This window comes from Sorangium sp. So ce281 (assembly GCF_051527395.1).
GTDB lineage: Bacteria > Myxococcota_A > Polyangia > Polyangiales > Polyangiaceae > Sorangium > Sorangium cellulosum_B.
Map to the genome: position 1 here is coordinate 1,341,466 of NZ_CP150322.1, position 18,305 is coordinate 1,359,770.

General features: G+C 70.9%; 14 protein-coding genes. 7 read left to right on the forward strand and 7 right to left on the reverse strand.

Translation table 11 applies throughout. From position 1 onward, the window contains the following. Positions 1 to 24: 24 nt before the first annotated feature. The gene (locus WMF27_RS04960) at positions 25 to 1,692 is read left to right on the forward strand and encodes a hypothetical protein (protein ID WP_437761399.1); all 1,668 of its coding nucleotides are present in this window, start codon (positions 25 to 27) and stop codon (positions 1,690 to 1,692) included. Between the two features lie 219 nt (positions 1,693 to 1,911). Here the strand turns inward: WMF27_RS04960 and WMF27_RS04965 are convergent, their stop codons facing one another. Further along, positions 1,912 to 2,739 carry a hypothetical protein gene (locus WMF27_RS04965; protein ID WP_437761398.1) on the reverse strand — a complete coding sequence of 276 codons (828 nt, stop codon included), beginning with the start codon at positions 2,737 to 2,739 and terminating at the stop codon, positions 1,912 to 1,914. A 1,027-nt stretch (positions 2,740 to 3,766) separates the two neighbouring features. Here WMF27_RS04965 and WMF27_RS04970 point away from each other — a divergent pair. Continuing rightward, on the forward strand, positions 3,767 to 4,969 hold the full coding sequence (locus tag WMF27_RS04970; RefSeq protein WP_437761397.1) for an IS110 family transposase: 1,203 nt from the start codon (positions 3,767 to 3,769) through the stop codon (positions 4,967 to 4,969). 437 nt (positions 4,970 to 5,406) lie between these two features. Then, on the forward strand, positions 5,407 to 5,820 hold the full coding sequence (locus WMF27_RS04975) for a hypothetical protein (protein WP_437761396.1): 414 nt from the start codon (positions 5,407 to 5,409) through the stop codon (positions 5,818 to 5,820). Between the two features lie 9 nt (positions 5,821 to 5,829). Here the strand turns inward: WMF27_RS04975 and WMF27_RS04980 are convergent, their stop codons facing one another. From WMF27_RS04980 to WMF27_RS04995, 4 genes are all read right to left on the reverse strand, one after another. After that, positions 5,830 to 6,264, reverse strand: a complete 435-nt coding sequence (locus tag WMF27_RS04980; protein WP_437761395.1) for a hypothetical protein — start codon at positions 6,262 to 6,264, stop codon at positions 5,830 to 5,832. Between the two features lie 97 nt (positions 6,265 to 6,361). Further along, positions 6,362 to 7,768, reverse strand: coding sequence for a sensor histidine kinase (locus WMF27_RS04985; protein ID WP_437761394.1), 1,407 nt, complete (start codon positions 7,766 to 7,768; stop codon positions 6,362 to 6,364). A 292-nt stretch (positions 7,769 to 8,060) separates the two neighbouring features. Continuing rightward, positions 8,061 to 8,525 carry an SRPBCC family protein gene (locus tag WMF27_RS04990; protein WP_437761393.1) on the reverse strand — a complete coding sequence of 155 codons (465 nt, stop codon included), beginning with the start codon at positions 8,523 to 8,525 and terminating at the stop codon, positions 8,061 to 8,063. A 173-nt stretch (positions 8,526 to 8,698) separates the two neighbouring features. Beyond that, a complete protein-coding gene (locus WMF27_RS04995) occupies positions 8,699 to 9,982 on the reverse strand; it encodes a SprT-like domain-containing protein (protein ID WP_437761392.1) in 1,284 nt (427 codons plus the stop codon). A 153-nt stretch (positions 9,983 to 10,135) separates the two neighbouring features. Between WMF27_RS04995 and WMF27_RS05000 the strand changes: the two genes are divergently transcribed. From WMF27_RS05000 to WMF27_RS05010, 3 genes are all read left to right on the forward strand, one after another. Next, the gene (locus tag WMF27_RS05000; RefSeq protein WP_437761391.1) at positions 10,136 to 12,184 is read left to right on the forward strand and encodes a sulfatase-like hydrolase/transferase; all 2,049 of its coding nucleotides are present in this window, start codon (positions 10,136 to 10,138) and stop codon (positions 12,182 to 12,184) included. 5 nt (positions 12,185 to 12,189) lie between these two features. Continuing rightward, positions 12,190 to 14,226, forward strand: a complete 2,037-nt coding sequence (locus tag WMF27_RS05005; protein ID WP_437761390.1) for a sulfatase-like hydrolase/transferase — start codon at positions 12,190 to 12,192, stop codon at positions 14,224 to 14,226. 450 nt (positions 14,227 to 14,676) lie between these two features. Further along, the gene (locus WMF27_RS05010) at positions 14,677 to 16,473 is read left to right on the forward strand and encodes an FG-GAP repeat protein (RefSeq protein ID WP_437761389.1); all 1,797 of its coding nucleotides are present in this window, start codon (positions 14,677 to 14,679) and stop codon (positions 16,471 to 16,473) included. 56 nt (positions 16,474 to 16,529) lie between these two features. Here the strand turns inward: WMF27_RS05010 and WMF27_RS05015 are convergent, their stop codons facing one another. Beyond that, positions 16,530 to 16,817, reverse strand: coding sequence for a LysR substrate-binding domain-containing protein (locus WMF27_RS05015; RefSeq protein WP_437761388.1), 288 nt, complete (start codon positions 16,815 to 16,817; stop codon positions 16,530 to 16,532). A gap of 281 nt (positions 16,818 to 17,098) precedes the next feature. Between WMF27_RS05015 and WMF27_RS05020 the strand changes: the two genes are divergently transcribed. Then, the gene (locus tag WMF27_RS05020; RefSeq protein ID WP_437761387.1) at positions 17,099 to 17,692 is read left to right on the forward strand and encodes a Uma2 family endonuclease; all 594 of its coding nucleotides are present in this window, start codon (positions 17,099 to 17,101) and stop codon (positions 17,690 to 17,692) included. 39 nt (positions 17,693 to 17,731) lie between these two features. Here the strand turns inward: WMF27_RS05020 and WMF27_RS05025 are convergent, their stop codons facing one another. After that, on the reverse strand, positions 17,732 to 18,244 hold the full coding sequence (locus tag WMF27_RS05025) for a DUF1993 domain-containing protein (RefSeq protein WP_437761386.1): 513 nt from the start codon (positions 18,242 to 18,244) through the stop codon (positions 17,732 to 17,734). Positions 18,245 to 18,305 lie beyond the last annotated feature (61 nt).

Sequence of the window (18,305 nt, forward strand, 5' to 3'; positions counted from 1 at the left end):
CGGAGCGAGGAGCGAGACGAGCCCGTGCGTTTCATCAATCCCTATCCTTACGGTCAGCCCCCCCGGAACGAGGACGTCCAGCGCGCGCTCGTGGCGGCGTCCCGGGGCCTGGTGGTCGACGGGGGCGATCGCGTGCTCGCCGAGCTCGACCGGGCGGCGCTGAAGGCCCTTGGACCGGCGCTCGAGATCTGCGAGGACAAGCCCTACTTCGACGAGCGCGGCCGCGCGCCGCACGGGCTGCCGCAGCTTGGGCTCGTGGTCGCGGCGGAGGGCGGCCCGGCCGGCCGGTTGGATCTCTACCCGGAGAACCGTTCGATCTATTGGCGGGGCCTCGACTGGAAACAGTGGTGCGGCTGGGCCGAGCTGCGTGACGATTGCGCGCTGCTCGAGTGGCTCGCCGCGCACGGCGTGCCGGAGCCGCTCGAGGACGTGACGCGCTGGCGCAGCGAAGAGGGCGAGCGTGCGCGGTGTGAATGGCGCAAGACGATCCCGCCGAACCTCAAGGGCCCCTGGTGCGCGCCGATCGAGCGCCTCCTAGACCCCTGGCACATCCTGGAGGCGGCGGCGTGGATCCGTCAGGCCGGCGCGAACATGCGCAGGGCCCGAGGGCTCCTGGAATGGTACGGGGCGGGGTCGGGGCCGTTCGCGCGCCGGCCCGATTACGAGTTTCTCCCGCGGCTCCTGCTCGGCCGCTTCTCCGGCGAGGATCTCCAGCGGGCGCTCCAGTCCCAGCCGAGCGACCGTGCGCTCGCGGGCGCAGGGCGCCAGCTCCTGGATGTTGGGCCGCTCTCCCCGGGCGCCCACGCCGGGCTTGTCGAGCCGCTCGATGCGAGGCTCCGCGAGGCGATCGTCGAGGCGGTGCGCCGGTTCGCGTCCGGCGAGGACGCGGATCTGCTCCGCGAGCGGCTCTTCCCGGCGCCGTTCGTCCTGCCGGAGCACACCACGCTGGTCGGCGCGTCGAGCACGCTGCACCTGCGCCGCTCGGTGGCCGCCGGCGACGCGGTGTACGCGGTCGATTTCCACGACATCGTGCGCCTTGAAGGGGGCGCGCGGTCCGTCATCGGCAAGCTCCTCGGCGACGCTGTCCTTGCGGTCCGGGACGGCCGGCTGCTCGTGGGCAAGGGCGGCGGCGTGCAGGAACTGGACCCGCGGGGGAACGCTGTGGTCGTGCACCCCCCCGCGACGCCCGAGCAGGCGGCCGCCGCACGCGCTGTCGCCGCGGCCTGGTCCGCGCCGGCCGCGGCGCCGGCCCTGGGCGAGCCGCTCGGCCCCACGCCCGAGGAGCGCGAGGCGTTCGAGGCGCTCGCGCACCTCGGGCTCGGCGCGCCGCCCTCGGCGCGCGCCGTGGGACGCGATCACCTCGAGGCGGGCGGGCGCGCGATCGTCCGCCGCGGCGAGGCGGGCGCGCCGCCCCGGCGGATCGCGCTGCCCGGGCGCGCCGTGCTGCACGCCTTCTCGGCGTCGCACCTCGTGCTCGCGCTCGACGCCGGCGACGCTTGCCAGATCGTGTGGGTGGAGGAGGGGAGCGACGCGCTGCGCCTGTCGCCGCCGCTCCGGATCGCCCCGCGCGCGCTCCGCTTCCTGTTCGCCACGGACGACGCCGCGCTACTCGGCGTCGACCTGGGCGCCGGCGAGGTCGTGCTGCGCGTCGGCATCGAGAGCGCCGGTGGCGGGCGACCCGGGCGGCCATGAGCGTCTGAGGTGCCGAATGCAAGCTGTTGGGCGGCCATCGCGGCGGGAAGCCGGTCATCGGCGTGGCCGCAGCGGATCGAGGTGAGCAGGCGGGTGAAGCAGCGCAGGCGCCGTGGGTCGTCCGAGGGGGCAACCTTGTACACGTTCGATGCGCCGTGGGTCGTTCGAGGGCGGCAACGTCGTGCGAGGGGCGGCGCCGGCCCCGTTCGGACGGGGCGGCTACTGCGGCACGTCAGGGACCGGCGTCTCGAGCTCGATCTCGGGGAGCGCCTCCTCGTCGTCCTCGTCCGCGGCCGGGGCGCCCTTGCCGCTCTTGCCGGCCGCCCGCCGGGCGGCGGCCTGGCGCAGGCGGTCCAGCGGGGCCAGCGCGGCGCGCGCCGCCTGGACCGTCTCCGGCCTCTCGCGATCGACGCCGGCGACGACCTGGAGCATGTAATCGCCGATCGCGCTCACGAGCTCCCGGAGCGGCTCGCGCAGGGCCGCCACGTCCGCCGGTGTCTCGTGCGCCTTCGTGATCCCCAGGACCTCGCCATAGGCCTCGTGGGCCGCGCGCACCTCGGCCAAGAACTCAGGACCCGCGATGGCGACAAGGTCCTTGCCGAGCGCGTCGTCCTCGGCGATCCGGCCGAGGAGGGCGTTGCTCTCGGCCCACTCGAGATCCATCGAGAGCTTGAGGAACTCGAGGCCTTCCGGGAACAGGATCTGCGAGATCTCCTTGGCTCGCTCGGCCCTCGGGTGCGCCGTGGCCGGCAAGAAGGCGCAGGCATCGACCCGCATCTTCAGGGCGGCCCAGGCGGTGTCGACGCGGTAGTCCGCCTTGGCCTTGCTCGCGGGCTTCGGGGCGCCGGCCGCGCGCCGCTTCTGGCCCCACGCCTTGTTCATGGCGAGCGTCGCCTTGCGCACGATGCGCGCGGTGCGCTTCATGCCGTCGGTCGCGTCCCTCGGCAGCGCCGAGAGGAGCGCGATCGCGAGCGCGACGGCCTGCCGGACGTCGAGCTTCGGAGGGCGCAGGTATGGAGTCGGATCGAAGGGGATGGACTTTGCCATGGAGAATACCTCCCTTGGCTTTCAAGCCATCATGGGCAAGCGGGCGGAGTCAAGCGGTTTTCTCGAAGGGTTCCCCATGGACGCCCCGGGGAGGGGCAGCTGATCTTCCCATGACAGCTCCAGGGCGCTCGCGACCTCGATGCCGCGGCCCCGGAGCTCGACCAGGCGGACGCCGGCGTGCACCTCGACGCCGCGCCCACGCTGCAGCGAGGGGGCCCGCGCGGTGCCGGGTGCGCCGCCGTCCGCCTGGTCGAGCTCGCGCCAGCGAGCGGTTCGGCGTGTCCGTGGCCGTTTCGCGCCCTGTGGCCGCTCGCCTGAGGGGCCGCGGAGCAGCAGCCGACACGCGCCTCGAGGCCACGGGGGCGACGCGGGCTGACCTCACGCCCTCACCGCTGGCTGCGTTCACGGGGGCGCCTGGAGACGTGGTCCCGGCTCCTCCCCCAGCTGGCAGCCCCTAGAGCGACAAACGGGTTGAAACCCCGAGAAAAAGCAGGAATTTCACAGGGAGGCGAGGAGGCGGGGAGCGAGAGACGGCGAGAAGGAGAGATTCTTTTTTTCTTCCTCCCCGCCTCCTCGCCTCCCTGTGAAATCCTCCGGGTTTCAACATGATAGATGGGATGAGGCAGCCCAAGCGGCGCCTGGATCCACGATGCCGACCGCACCGACCCGTGCGTCTGCTCGACGCGTTCGCGCGGCGGGGCCTGCGAAGACAGCCCGCATCACCGTGGAGGTCGGCCCATCGGCAGCAGCAGAGCGTGCTGGAGTGCTCGGGGGGGTCAAGGGTTCGCGAGCGGAGCTCGCCGGCTCCGCCGCCCTTGACTCCCCCTGCGCGCTCCAGCCGGACAAAGCTGCGGGCGATGGGCGGACGGAGGCCTCCGGCGGGGGCTCCAAGCTCCGGAGAGCAGCGCGCAAGAAGGAGCCACTCGGAGCAGCAAGCAAGATGGCCGACCTCTCGCCTGCAGGGTTGCCTGCGGGCACCCCCACGCGTTCGAAGACGCAGTCGACGGGGGCCCAGGAGAGGTCAGCCATGCGAAGTGTAGCGCTGGATCTGGGGGTCAACGAGATTTCGTTCTGCGAGGTAGTGGGCGGGCAGGTGGCGCTGCGACGCACGGTCCGCTCGCTTGATTCGCTCCAAGATGTCCTCGGTCCGTCGTCCTCGCCGGCCCGGGTGGCGATCGAGGCGTGCCGGGAGGCCTGGGTGGCTCACGACAAGCTCCGCGACTGGGGCCACGACGTCCTGGTCGTCGACACCACGCGAGCACGTCAGGTCGGCGTTGGCCAGCACGGCCGCAAGAATGACCGCCTCGATGCCGAGGCGCTGGCGCGCGCCGTCGAGCGCGGGGGCATTCCGCTCGCTCACGTGCTTTCGCCTCACCGGCGGGCCATTCGCCACCAGCTGGCCGTCCGGCGCGCGCTGGTCGAGACGCGAGCCCAGTACGTCACCACCGTGCGCGGCATTCTGCGCGCCTGCGGACACAAGCTCGCGACATGTATGACCGAGGATTTTCTCGCGCGGCTGCGCGAGGCCTCTTTGCCAGCCGAGAGCCGTCAGCTGGTCGGGCCCTTGGTGATCACGCTGGAGGTGCTCAACCCCCAGATCGCGCTGGTCGATGCCGCGCTCGAGCAGCTGTGCGCCCACGAGCCGGTGATCGCGCGGTTGACCACGGCGCCCGGCGTGGGGCTGGTCGTCGCTGCCGCGTTCGTCTCGGTCGTGGACGAAGCCAAGCGCTTTCGCCACGCCCACCAGCTCGCCTCCTACCTGGGTCTGGTTCCCTTGGAGGACACCTCCGGCGGGCGCGACAAGCGGCGGCTGGGTTCGATCACCAAGCAAGGCAACGCGTACGTGCGCGTGCTGCTGACACAGGCCGCGCACACGATCCTGCGGCACAAGAACAAGAGCGGCGACGACCCACTGCGTCGATGGGCAGACGCCATTGCCGAACGCCGGGGTCGCCACATCGCCGTCGTGGCGCTGGCGCGGCGGCTGTCGGGGGTGCTGTGGGCCATGTGGCGCGACGGCACGCTCTACGACGCGCAGAGCGCAGCGGCTGCCTCGGCCAAGGGCCTGCGCCTGCAGGCGCAGTCGGTCGAGCAGCAGGCGCACGCCTTGCAGCGAGCCACGGTCAAGGCGCGCCGCCGGCAACGGTCCGTCGACAAGGGACTCAACGCCGCCACGGCAGCGGCTCCATCGAGGCCGAGCTCGACCTCAAGGAGGGCCTCGATGCACTGACTTCCCCCACACGGGGGACATGCGCCACGAGCGCGCCACGCCAGGAGCGTGAACGAGGGCTACGTGGATGAGCGCGGGAACACCGAGGGTGATCCGCCTCTGGGTGGAACACACCGTTTGATAGATTGCGCCTCCACGATCCCGTTTCGGACCCCAGCCTGCATCCAGGTCACCAGGGCGACCGCCGGCCTGTGAATGCGGATCGTCGATTGAGCCACAGCTCGCTCCTGCGCACGCGACGCGGCGCTCCAGCCCAACCGTAACGACGCCCGCCAGGGCGAAGGGAGACGCCCATGCCGAAACGACCTGCACTGACGACACCGAGCGCTACCGCTGCCGAGCCGAAGCCGGCCAGCCGCGGAAAGAGAGCGCTAAAGCCCTTGACCTCGGGGCTGCCTCATCGTTGGTGTTCTAGGAACGGAAGTACAGTCCATGCCATGATTGACGAGGAGCGGACCGACGCGGAAGAAGACCTGGAAGAAGAGCTCGCATGGGCGGTCTATGCCCAGGTCTACGCCGTTGGCTATACCTATCTTCTTGCCTGTGCGCTGAAGCGCGGCGACGCCGATCTTGGGGTTGAACCATGCGCGTGGGAGAACACCATGGGCGCCGCCGAGTGGGCGATGATGGAGCATGTAGCCGGGCGCATTCAGGGCCCCAGAACCATCACCGTGGAGGACGTCGAGCGGATGCGCCGGCTTCACACGGTGGGCTCCGCAGCGCTGGCCGGAGGAAAGCGGCCGCCGGAGCTATACAATCTATCGATTCAGTGCATGGAGAGTCTGTTCGGCTCGGATTGGGAACGAGCCGCGCAAGAAGCTCTTCGTGGCTTGGGTGATCCCGGTCGATAACCGTCGTCATCAGTCGTTATCAATGCGACAAAACGACCTCCACGGGACGAAGACACAAAGCTGGCCATTGGGGTAGTGATACCAACAGCTGCCGACGGCGCCCAACGTTCTGCACTGCCCGAGCTCTCCGTATCCGACGTCGTGGTCTTCCGGATGAGGTCGCTTCGCCGCGCACGAGATCCCAGCGTTTGCACACTGCTTCATGCATGGAATGCCACGGTCGGCTTTCTTGCAGCGGATGATTTTGAGGCTACCGATTGCATCCACCGATTCTTCCATGGATTCGTCCATGGCCTCGCCGTCCATCATCTCGTCCGCATCTGGAACGCTCGTAACGCCTTCCTCCGATCGCGCCATCACGGCAGCTTCCGGCTCGTCGCGCGCCGCTGCTGGTCCGATGCCTTGTTCATTGGCGAGCGTCGCCTTGCGCACGGCGCGATTCATGCCGTCGGTCGCGTCCCTCGGCAGCGCCGAGAGGAGCGCGATCGCCAGCGCATCCTCGCGTCGCTCGCGGAGCGACCGGGACGCGGTCTCCCGGACGTCACGCGCCGGTGCTGGAGCCGATTTCAGGCGCGTGCGCCGCCTCGGCGCTCGCTCTGGGCAGCTCGAACCAAAAGAGGCTCCCCTGGCCCACGACCGTGCGGAGCCCCACGCGGCCGCCGTGCGCCTCGGTCAAGCGTTTGACGGTGGCGAGCCCCAGGCCCAGACCCGGCACTCGAGCGCCTTGCGCTCGGACATGAGGCTCGAACACCATCTGCTCGAGGGCCGGCGCGACGCCGGGCCCCGTGTCCTCCACCTCGATCCTCACGGCCTCTCTCGCGTCGAGCACCCGGATCACGACGCGACAGACCGCCGCGTCGCCGAGGTATTTGAGCGCGTTGCGGATCAGGTTGGCGAGGATGCTTGTCAGCACGCCGGGGCTCGCGGCCACCGCGCACGGGGCGAAGGGCTCGACGCGGAGCTCCGCGCCGAGCTCTACCGCGGTAGGGACGAGCTCGGCCATGAGATCGTCGATGATGGGGTGCACCTCGGCGCGCGCGCCTGGCTCCGGCATCGCGCCCGCGCGAGCGAACCCCAGGAGCCCGTCGGTCATGCGCTTGACGCGCACGATGGCCTGCCGGCCCCGCTCGAGCGCCTTGCGCGCCGGCTCTCCCTCGCCGCACCGCCGCAGGGCGAGGTCGAGCGAGAGCGCGACCGCGCCGAGGGGGCTGAGCACGTCGTGCGCGACCCGGCCGGCGAACTGCTCGAGCTCATCCGCTCGACGCTCCAGGAGCACGCCCTGCTGCCAGAGCAGCCTCACGTGGCGCCGGACCTGCGCGGCGGCCGCCGCGCAGGCCAGCAGCGCGAACGTCACGCTCGCCGTGTTGAGGACCAGCGCGATCCGACGAGAGCGAACGCGGTTGGTTGCGATCTCGATCGCCAGACGACGTGCGTGCTTGGCGTTGAGCTCGATGCTGTCCATCACGGCGTCGTTCGCCGAGTTGAAGTCCGCCCGCAGCGCGGCGTCCATGAGCTTGCTGGCCTCGTCCGGACGGCCGTTCGCCACCAGCGAGAGGACCCGGTCGGTGTCCTGATCGAGCTTTCCGAGCGCCTGCGCGACGGTCTGCCACTGCCTGAGCTCTCCCGGGTAGACGGGTATGCCGAGGTAGACGTCGAGGCTCCGGGATAGATTGCCGCGCGCCTCGTCGAGCTCGTGGCGGTCGCGCGGGCGGCCCAGCGCGGCGTCGTTGACGAGGTCGCTCAGGAGCGCCTGGGTATGCCTCAGCTCGGCGCGCGCGGCCGCCAGGGAGTTGATGCTCGGCGTGGCGTTCTCCGCCAGGCTCCTGGCCGCCGCGTCGATCTCGGCGGCTCGGTGCTCCGCGTAACCGGCGGAGATCACGAAGCTCGCGATGGCGACGAAGAACGCCGCAAACAGCGACAGCAGGATAGACGGCAGCCGCTCGAGCATAAGAGAAGACTGCGACCTCTCCGGGTCCTTCCGCCATCGCATCGCCATGATGCCGGCATGCTGTTCCGCCGCCCGCCCGAGCGCAACGCGAGAAGTACGCCGGAGCCGCGGCGGATCACCCTCGCTGCATCGGCGGATGTCCTCCAGGCTCGTGTCGAGGAAGGACAAGATAACCACGATGACGCTGGTGAGCGCAGTGGGGCCCTTGGTGCCCTGAGCGCGATCGAACGAGCTCGATGAACGCCGACGAGGCCCCCGGAGAGGGTGTCCGTGGGGACCGGCCGGCGCAGCCCTAGCTCGCCCGCCGCCGCTCCAGGTGCGTCTTCATGGCCTTGAGATCCCCGTGCACCGCCTTCTTGAAGCTGCCGATGAACAGCCGCCCCAGCGTCTCCATGAACCAGCCCATCCCCGCGATCTCACCCTCCATCCTGAGCAGCGTGCCGGCGCCCTGGGGCTCGAACACATACCGGAAGCGGTAGGCCCCCCGCCCCGTGGTGCCCTTCTGCCCGTCGACGAAGAGGTCCAGACGCTTGCCGGGCTCCGCCGCCGTGACCTCGAACAGCTCGGTCGATTCCTTGCCGAACATCTTGCGGGTCTCACGCCACATCGCGCCCTTGCCGACGACGGCGCCCGTGAGCCTCTCTACCCGCACGAAATTGGGCATCCAGTCGCCGAACGCGTCGATGTCGGTCGCGAGCCGGAAGACGTCCTCGGGCGACGCATCGAAGCGCTCTTCAATGGTGAACAGGAGCGGCATCTCGTTCTTCTCCTAGGCTTTCCCGCGCGCCGTGCCATCGTGCCGGAACCGCTCCTTCTCCGTCAACGAGCGCGTCGAGCGCGCGCCGCGGCCGAGACGCCGGCGCGCCGCCATCTCGCGTCCTCCGGCTTCCGTCCGCGCTCCTCGCGCGGCCCGGATCCGGAGCCGAGAGCTCAGCCCTTCTTGCCCGGCGGCAGCAGCATGCCCCGGTTGCCGGTCGCCCCCTGCATCGGGCGGTGCAGGACGATCTTTCGCCCCGCCTCGCGCCCGTGCGCGTGCGCCGCCGTCCGCTGGTTGCCCGTGTGGCGCAGGTGCTGCACGTGCGGGTGGCGCGTTCGATAGTAGCCGTCCAGATCGGCGTCCCTCACCCAGACGAGCCCCTGCTCCGCGGACACCTTCCGCTCCGCGTTCAGCTTCTCGAGGAACCCGAGCATCACCCCGGCCTGGTAGGTCCGCCGGTCCTTGTTGCCCTTCACCCCCTGGGTCCGCTTGTGCTCGTTCCACAGCTGCTCGGCCGTGTGGTGCAGGAACGCGTGCACGTAGGCCGCCATCTCCAGGTTCGCCGGCGTCCCGCAGATCTCGAGGACGCTGCCCCGCTTGCCCTCGAGCGGCACGTAGACGGGCACCCAGATCGCCTCGACGAAGAAGTGCTTCCCGAGGATGCCGCCGACGATCCGCTCGGTCTCGCCCACGCGCCCGCTCGGCGCGCCGAGGTGGCGGAAGCCGTACTGCCGCGCGGCGCGCGCCTTCGCGACGTCGAGGTTGTACTTCAGCATCAGCCGCTGCGCGGCGCTCATCGCCGCCTGCGCCTCGTTCGCGTTCGGGCTGTCGGCGAGCGCGAGCAGCCGGGCGATGCGATCGAGGATCCGGGCGTCGATGCTCGCCTCCGACGCGCCCGCGTCGCCGCCGCGCGCGACCCCGCCAGGATCCGCCGGCGAGCGCCCCGTGGCCGGCATCCCGGCCGCCGTCCCGTCGATGCCGAGGCGCGTGCACACGTCGCGGAACGCCGGCCCGTGCGCCGCCTCGTCCCTGACGCCCAGCACCTCGTGCACGTACTGGTGCGCCATCTCGTGCTTCAGCACCTCGATCACGACGCCCCACGGCTGCGTCAGGACGAGCGGCCGCGAGATCTCGATCGCGCGCGCCTCCGAGATCCACCGCCCGAGCCGGCTCGCGGCGTCGGACAGCTCGATGGACGCAGCGCGCAGCTTCCGCCGGAAATGCGTGTAGTTCAGGCTCTGGTAGGCCGCCATGAGCTCGCGCACGAGCGCGGCCTCCAGCTCGGCGCTGAGCCTGGCCGCCGTCTCGAGCGGCGGCTCGGGCGCCGGCGCGCCCGGCGACGGCCGCGCCTCGGGCTGCGCGGCGGCCTCGGTCGACGCGGGTTCGGCCGGCGGCGCCGTGGCCCCGGAGGTCTGCTGCGCGCCGCGCGTCCCGTTCAGGAAGAGCTGCTCCGCCATGCGAACGCCTCCATGGCACGCCTCGCGCGGCGGTCGAAGGGTTTTCTCGCCTCCCGGGCGGGCAACCCCGGCCGGCGCCGTCACCTCGATGCCACCGGGCCGCCTCAGAAACGTTCCCGATACGCCACGTCCTCGGTAAACTCGCGCGCCTCCGTGCTCCGTTCCAAGGCGCTCAACGATCCTCCCCCGGTCGAGGCCGAGGCCGCCAGCCGCTCGTCCCGCGGCTTCGCCCGCGATCTGGGCACGGATCGCGCCGCGGCGCGCGCGCGGCTGCGCGCCGTCGCCCGCGCCCGCCGCCGCTACGGCCGCCTGTTCCTCGCGCTCCCGCTGCTCCTCATCGTGGCGGCGGACGTCCTCCTCCGCGGCGATCGCCTGCTCGAGCTGGGCGGCAAGCACATCGCGAGCTACCTCGGCGCGATGGTCGAGAGCGCTGCGCTCTGGGGGCTCTTGCTCTTCGCGGCCTCGTCGCGGCGGGGCGCGTCGCGGTGGCTCGCGGCGCTGCTCTTCGTGGCGCTCGCGACGCTGTCGCTCGGCGGCCAGCTCTACTTCCACCGCCAGTACGCGACGTACCTCAACCTCGACGCGACGCTCTTCGGGACCTCGCTCTCGGCCAGCCTCTTCGGCCAGCTCCGGGCCGACGGCGAGAACTTCTTCCGCTCGGTCCTCCCGCCGCTGCTCCTCGCGATCGCGCTCGTGTGGCTGGGCCGGCGGATCGTGCGGCCAGGCCGCACGGCGTGGGCCCGCGCCGCCCGCCTCGCCGCGCCCGCGGTCGTGGTGGCCGCGTTCGTCCTGCCGTGCTCCTACCGCACGGTGCAGGCCTCCACGCCCGACGTCATCTACTTCCACGCGATCGGCGGCCTGCTCAAGGAGCTCGCCGGCGTCCAGACCACGGCGCAGGTGCGCCCCGGGCTCCGCACGCCGCCCTCGCTGCCGCCGGTCACCCCGCGGCCGGGCCCGCCGCGCAACGTCCTCTTCATCCTGACCGAGAGCGTGCGCGCCGACGCGACGTGCTCGGCGCGCATGCCCGCGGCCGCCGGCGAGGCGCCCGTCGCGTGCCCCGGCACGCCGCGCATCGACGCGGCGGTCCCCGACCGGCTGCCGCTCACGCAGATGCGCTCGAACGCCTCGACGACGGCGATCGGGCTCGCGGTGCTCTGGTCCGGCCTCCAGCCGGTCGCGACCCGCGAGGCGCTCCACACGGCGCCGCTCGTCTTCGACTACGCGCACGCCGCCGGCTTCGACAGCGCCTACTGGACGAGCCACCACATGATGTTCGCCAACTCGCGCCTCTACGTGCAGGACCTGCCGGTCTCGCACCAGTGCGGCGCGACCGAGCTCGATCCGCTCGCCGACATCGATCTCGGGGCCGACGACCGGCTGCTGTCGGCGCACGTCCGGTCCGAGGTGCTCTCGCTGCGCGAGCCGTTCCTCGCGGTCGCTCACTTCGGGAACACCCACGTCCCCTACCTGGTCGACCCGGAGGACGCGCCGTTCCAGCCCGCCCTCGAGAGCAAGGCGCCCGACGACAACGAGGCGTACCGCAACTTCTACAGGAACGCGGTCTACCGTCAGGACGCGGCCATCGCGGAGCTCATCCGCTTCGTCCGCAGCTCTCCGGTCGGCGAGCGCACGGTCATCGTCTTCACGTCGGACCACGGCGAGGCGTTCCGGGAGCACGGCCAGCTCGGCCACACGGGCTCGATCCTCGACGAGGAGATCCGGGTGCCCGGGTGGGTCGACGCTCCGCCGGGCACCCTGACGGCCGCGGAGGAGGGCGCGCTGCGCGCGGCCCGGGACGAGCCGGTCTTCCACACCGATGTGGCGCCGACCCTGCTCGACCTGATGGGCCTCTGGGAGGAGCCTGCGCTCGCGGGGTACCGGGCGGCGATGGTCGGGCACAGCCTGCTCCGGCCGTCGCCGGGGCCGGCGGCGCTGGCGCTCACGAACTGCACCGGGATCTGGGGCTGCGCGTTCAAGAACTGGGGGATGATGCGCGGCAACATGAAGCTCGAATCCCGTGCCTGGGACACCGCCTGGCACTGCTACGACGTGCTCGCCGACCCCGGCGAGCAGCGCGACCTCGGGCCCGCCGCCTGCGGCGACCTGCCCCGGCTCGCGGACGCCCTCTACGGCGGTCCCGCCGGCAGCGTCGACGTCCCCGCCCACCTCCGCGACCTCGCGGTCGGGCCTCGCCACGACTGATCCGGATGACGCAGGACATCGACCGAGAGGGCGGCGCGCTCGCCGAGCCGCCCGCGTCCCCCGCCGTCCTCCCCACGCGCGCAGAAGATCGCCCCGCGCGCGCGGGCGACCGCGCCGCCCGTGACCGCGCCCGTCCGCGCGCCGCGCGCAAGGCCGCGCTCCGCCGCGGCCGCCTGATCAGCGCTGCCCTCCTGGCCTCGCCGGCGCTCTGGCTCCTCGCCGCCGACGTGCTGCGCCGGGCCCGCCACATGACCACGTTCGATCGGCCGCACGCCGCGGGATACGCGGCGACCGTGGCCGCGTCGCTGGGGTTCTGGGGCCTCTTGCTCTACGTCGCCTCGGGCCGCCGCGGCGCGGCGCGCGGCGCCGTGGGCGCGCTGTTCGTCGCGCTCTTCACGCTCGCGTGCGGCGTCCAGGGGGGCTTCCACGCCCTCTACAACATCTACTGTTCGATCGACTCCCAGATCCACTCCCAGTCGATCCCCTGGTCGATCGTGGGCACGCTCCCGCTCGGGCGCCCGAGCGTGATCGCCCACTTCGCCGTCGCGCTCGGGTTCGCCCTTGGGGCGCTCCGGCTCTCCCGCCGGCTCGTGCGCCCCCGGCGGCTCCGGCGGCGCCTCGCCGCCGCGGTCGTGCCGCTCGCGCTGGCCGGCGTGGCGATGATCCCGGTGAGCTACCGGGTGATCCAGTCGTCGTCGGCCGACATGATCTACTTCCACGGCATCACCGCCCTGGTGAAGGAGCACCTCGGCATCACGAACGACTCGCCGGATCTGCGGGTGCAGCGCCGCGACCCGGAGCGCGTGCCGCGGCTCTCGGCGCGGCCTGCGCGGCCGCGGAACGTGGTGCTCATCCTGCAGGAAAGCCAGCGGGCGGACGTGACCTGCGTCGCGTACGACCCGGCCTGCGACAAGGCGACGCCGTTCTCCAACGCCGCCGCGCCCCGCCGCATGCCGCTCCTGCAGATGCGGGCCCACGACTCGACGACGGCCATCTCCATCTCGAACATCTGGTCCGGCGTCCCTCCGACGGAGAGCCTCGCGGTGCTCGGCGCTGCCCCGCTGCTCTGGGACTACGCGCACGCGGCCGGGTGGGACACCGCCTACTGGACGAGCCAGAACCTCATGTTCGGGAATGCTCGGCTCTACGTGCAGGATATCCCCGTCTCGCACCGGGCTGTCGCGACCCAGCTCGATCCGGGCGCCGACCTCGATTACGGCGCCTACGATCGGCAGCTCACCGATCGGGTGATCGAGGAGTGGGACGAGCTCGTCGAGCCGTTCTTCGCGGTCGTCCATTACTCGAACGTCCATTTCCCTTATGTGAGCGATCCGCTCCACGCGCCGTTCCAGCCGAGCGAGCTGACCAAGGCGCCCGAGAAGAACGAGCACTTCAAGAACTACTACAAGAACGTCGTTTACCTGTCGGACATGGCGGTTGGCCGGCTCATCGACCATATCCGCGGGACGCCGAGCGGCGAGCGCACGGTCATCGTGTACACGTCGGATCATGGCGAGTCGTTCCGGGAGCACTGGCAGCTCGGCCACACGAGCTCGCTCTGGGACGAGGAGATCCTCGTCCCGACGTGGGTCGACGCGCCGGAGGGGACGCTCGCCCCGGAGGAGCGGGCGAGCATCGAGGGCGCGAAGGACACGTTCGTGTGGCACCTCGACCTCGGGCCGACGTTCCTCGATCTGATGGGCCTCTGGGACGAGCCGGGCCTCGATCCGTTCCGCCGGCGGATGATCGGGCATCCGTTGACGCGGCCGGAGCGCACGGTCGCGCCGATGCCGCTCACGAACTGCACGTGGGTGTGGGGGTGCGCGTTCCGCAACTGGGGGATGATGCAGGGGCCGATGAAGATCGAGGCGCGCGAGTGGGACGGCGAGTACCACTGCTTCAACGTGCTCGAGGACCCGCTGGAGCTGACCAACCTGGGAGAGCAGGCGTGCGCGCCGCTGCCCGACCTCGCGCGGGGGCTCTTCCACGAGATGCCGAACGTGACGCCGCCGGGGAGGCCGAAGGTCGACTGGGGCGGGTGAGCCTGCACGGGGCGTGCGCGTATCTGCGGCTGTCGGACGGCCTCGCGGACGAAAGCGCGCTTGCCCTGCGGCATGTCACGCAAGGTTCGCTGAAAGCTCGCCTCATCTCCTGAATGGGAATGGGGAGATCGCATGAGGGATCCGCATGAGGGGATCCTGTCGTACCCTTCTGAAAGCACCGACATCACCGTGCAGAGGGCCTGAACCCCATCGCCGCCGCCGGAATCGTTCCGGTCTGTTGACTGTAAGCTAAAAATCTAATATCCAGATTCCGCTCTTTTGCAAAGGGAGGAAATCATGGTGCGGAGAAATCTGCTGGGTGGGTTGTTCGGGCTGACATGCGTTGTGGTGGTGGGTAGCGCCTCGTGCGCCGTTGACGCCGAGGTGGGGGACGCGTCTCTTGGTACGGAGGTCGTCGAGGCTACGGCTCCGCGGTCGAGCCAGCGTGCGATGATGCCGCCGGAGCTGCGGGCCGCCTACATCGCTGCCGTGCAGGCGGGGGCCTCGGAGGCATACCGCGCGGAGCAAGAGGGAGCGGCGCTCCGGGCGCAGAACCCGGCGCAGCGGTTTGGCGCGGAGCTCACCACGTCGGGGGTGACGATCGCGCCGAGCGAGGGGCAGGGCGACTGGCGCTGGTCGGTCGCCACCGTGGGTTATGGCTGCGACGGCGCGCTCGATCCCGTGCAGGCCGCGGCGCCCACGACCGCCGAGGGGCGCATCGAGTACCGGCGCGGGGACCTCGTGGAGTGGTACGTCAACGGGCCGCTGGGACTGGAGCAGGGCTTCACGCTGGCCTCGGCGCCCGCGTGCAGGGCGGCGGGCGGTGGCCCGGTGACCGTCGCACTGGAGGCCCAGAGCTCGCTGGAGGCGGCTCTCGCCGAGGGCGGGGACGCCGTCGAATGGCGGGATGCCGCGGGGCAGGCGGTGGTGCGATACACGGATCTGCACGTGGTCGATGCGATGGGGAAGGTCCTGCCGGCCAAGCTGGCCGTGAACGCGGGCCAGGTGTCGCTCCAGGTCGACGACACCGGGGCGGTGTATCCAATGATCGTCGACCCGCTCGTCTGGACGGAGGAGGAGAAGCTCCTGCCCGGGGACGGGACAGCCAACAGCTTCTTCGGCAGATCGGTCGCGATCAGCGGCGATACGGCCGTCGTGGGTGCTGACCGCACGACGACGACGGTCGGCGGGAGCCTGAGAAATAATGGCGGGGTCTACGTCTTCACCCGCTCCGGCTCCACCTGGACCCAGCAGGCCAGGCTCACGTGCCCCGATCCAGGCCTCGATGGCTGCGGGTGGCTTGGCTACTCCGTCGCGATCAGCGGGGATACCATCGCCGCGTCGGCGCCCGCCAAGAGCGGCACGGGCGGCGCCTCCGCCGTCGGCGCGGTCTACGTCTTCGTCGGCTCGGGTTCCAGCTGGACCCTGGAGCAAAAGCTGAACGCCAGCCACGCTGTTGCAAGCGACTCCTTTGGCTGGTCGGTCGCGCTGGACGGAGACACCCTCGTTGCCAGCAGTCATTACCACGACCATTCGGTCTCCAACGACGGCGCAGCCTGGGTCTTCACCCGCTCCGGGTCCACCTGGACCGAGCAGCAAGAGCTCATCCCCGACGATGCTGCCCAGTCCGACGAGTTCGGCTACTCCGTCGCGATCAGCGGGGATAGCATCGTCGTCGGCTCACCCCTGGATGACGCCCCGTCCTCCAACCAGGGTTCTGCCTACGTCTTCGTTCGTTCTGGCTCCAGCTGGACGCAGCAGGCAAAGCTCGTGAAGTTCGGGACGGGCTCGGGGACGTTCTTCGGCGAGAGCGTGGCGATCAGCGGAGACACCGTGCTCGTCGGAGCCTCTAACTACTGGAATCCATCGAACACCTCGGGCGCTGCTTACGTCTTCGTTCGTTCTGGCTCCAGCTGGACCGGGCAGCAGGTGCTCGCTCCCACGGGTGCGGCTGCCTATGACGCCTTCGGGATCTCTGTCGCGATCCAGGGCGACAGGGCCGTCATCGGCGCCACGGGCGGCGATGCTGCCAGTGTCTCCAACACGGGGTCGGCGTACGTCTTCGAGCGCTCCGGGTCTAGCTGGACGCAACAGCAAGAGCTCTTTGCCTCCGACGGAGCGAGCTACGACAACTTCGGCAATTCGGTCGCGCTCGACGGGGATACGGTCGTGGTGGGCGCGCACAGTGACGACGATTTCGGGAGCTCGTCGGGCTCGGCCTACGTCTTCGTGCTCGAGGACATCTGACCCTCTCCGGCCATCCGGCCGAGCCGCGCGCGGGCCGGTGAGCTCGCGCGCGGCGCTCAGCCCTCCTCCAGCAGCGCCGCCTGCACGGCCCGGAAGCGCGCGCTCTGCGCCGCGCCCTTGCGCCAGGCGAGGTGGATCGTGTTCCGGGCGCTCCGGCGCCCCTTGCCCGGCCGCGGCCCCACCACCACGACCTGCGTCGCCGCGACCGCCTCGGCGATGAAGTAGTCGGGCAGGGCCGCGATCCCGACGCCCGCGATCACGAGCGCCAGCATCTCGTCGAGGCTCGTGATGCGGCACGCGATCTTCGGCGGCAGCGGGCCTTCTTGCCGAACGAGGCCCGCCACCACGCGGCGTGCATCGCGAGATCCGCGTCGAAGACCACGAACCTGTGCTCCGCGAGCTCCCGCGCCGTCTCCGGGCGGCCGCGCGCTCCCAGCGTTGCGGGCGACGCGACCGCCGAGAACTCCTCGAGACGCTCGCGGCGCTCGCTGATCGCAAGGCGAGCGCACGCTGAGGGGGCGCCGAAACCGGGTCGGCTCCCCTGCGGCGCCAGGCTGTAAGCTTTTGAAATTGCTATAGAAAGCAAAGGGTCGCGACCCTTTGTCGGAAGCGCTATGCTCGGCGCGTGCCCACCGCTGCACAGAAGCCACGTCCAGCCACCGTGGTGGATCTCCTGGCCATTCCCGAGGAGCAGCGCTTTCACGAGATCATCAACGGCGAGCTCGTGCAGAAGGCCGTCCCTTCGTTCGAGCACGGCGACGCGCAGTCCGCCGTCGTCGCGCACGTGAAGATCCCCTTCCAGCGGCGCCCCGGGGGCCGCTGGCCAGGAGGATGGTGGTTCGCCACGGAGATCGAGGTCGAGTTCATGCCGGACCAGGTGTACCGGCCCGATGTGGTCGGCTGGCGTCGCGAGCGCGCGCCGGAGCGGCCCAGCGGGTGCCCTGTCCGGATCCGGCCCGACTGGGTCTGTGAGGTGCTCTCCCCGAGCAACGCGCGCAACGATACGGTCAAGAAGATGCGCGTTTACCAGCGCTGTCAGCTCCCCCATTACTGGATCGTCGATCCCCGGGAGGAGACGCTGACCGTGCACCGGTGGACCCCGGAGGGGTACCTCGTGGCGCTCCGCGCGGAGCGGGGTGAGCGCATCAGGGCCGAGCCGTTCGATGCGATCGAGCTTCAGGTCGGCGTGCTCTTCGGGGACGAGCGCGAGGACGACTGACGGCACCCTGCCGCCTCCCGCGGGGGAGGGCCGCCGCGGTCACAGGTCGCGGAGGTCGATCGGCCCGATGAAGTCGGACTTGCCGACGTCGAGCCCGCTGTGCCGCAGGATCGAGTACGCGGTGGTGGCGTGGAAGTAGAAGTTGGGGAGCGCGAACTCGAACACGAACGCCGGGGCCTTCATGCCCTTGCCCGGCAGGAAGAAGAGCGGAATCGTGCGGTCTTCCGCGCCCTTCAGCTGCTCCGGCTTCACCGCCTTCACCTGCTCGATCGTCTTGCCGATGCGCGCGCGCAGCTCCGCGAGCGTCTCGTCGCCCGCCTCGAGCTGCGGCGGCTCCGCGCCGGTGAGCAGCGCGCTCAGCCTCAGGGGCCAGGCGATGACGTTCTGGATCTGACGCCTGAGGTCCCACTGATCGGGCGCGAGGCGCGCGGCGAGGAGCACCTCCGGATCGAACTTCTTCTTTTGTGCGTAGGCCTCCGCCTTGTCGAGCCAGACCAGCACCTGGCCGAGCATGCGAGTCATCTGGGGGAACGAGCTGTCGTAAAGGCTCATGATCTTCTCCTCGTCAGCAGGAACAGCCGGCGCCTCTGGTCCACCCGCGGCCTCCGCGCGT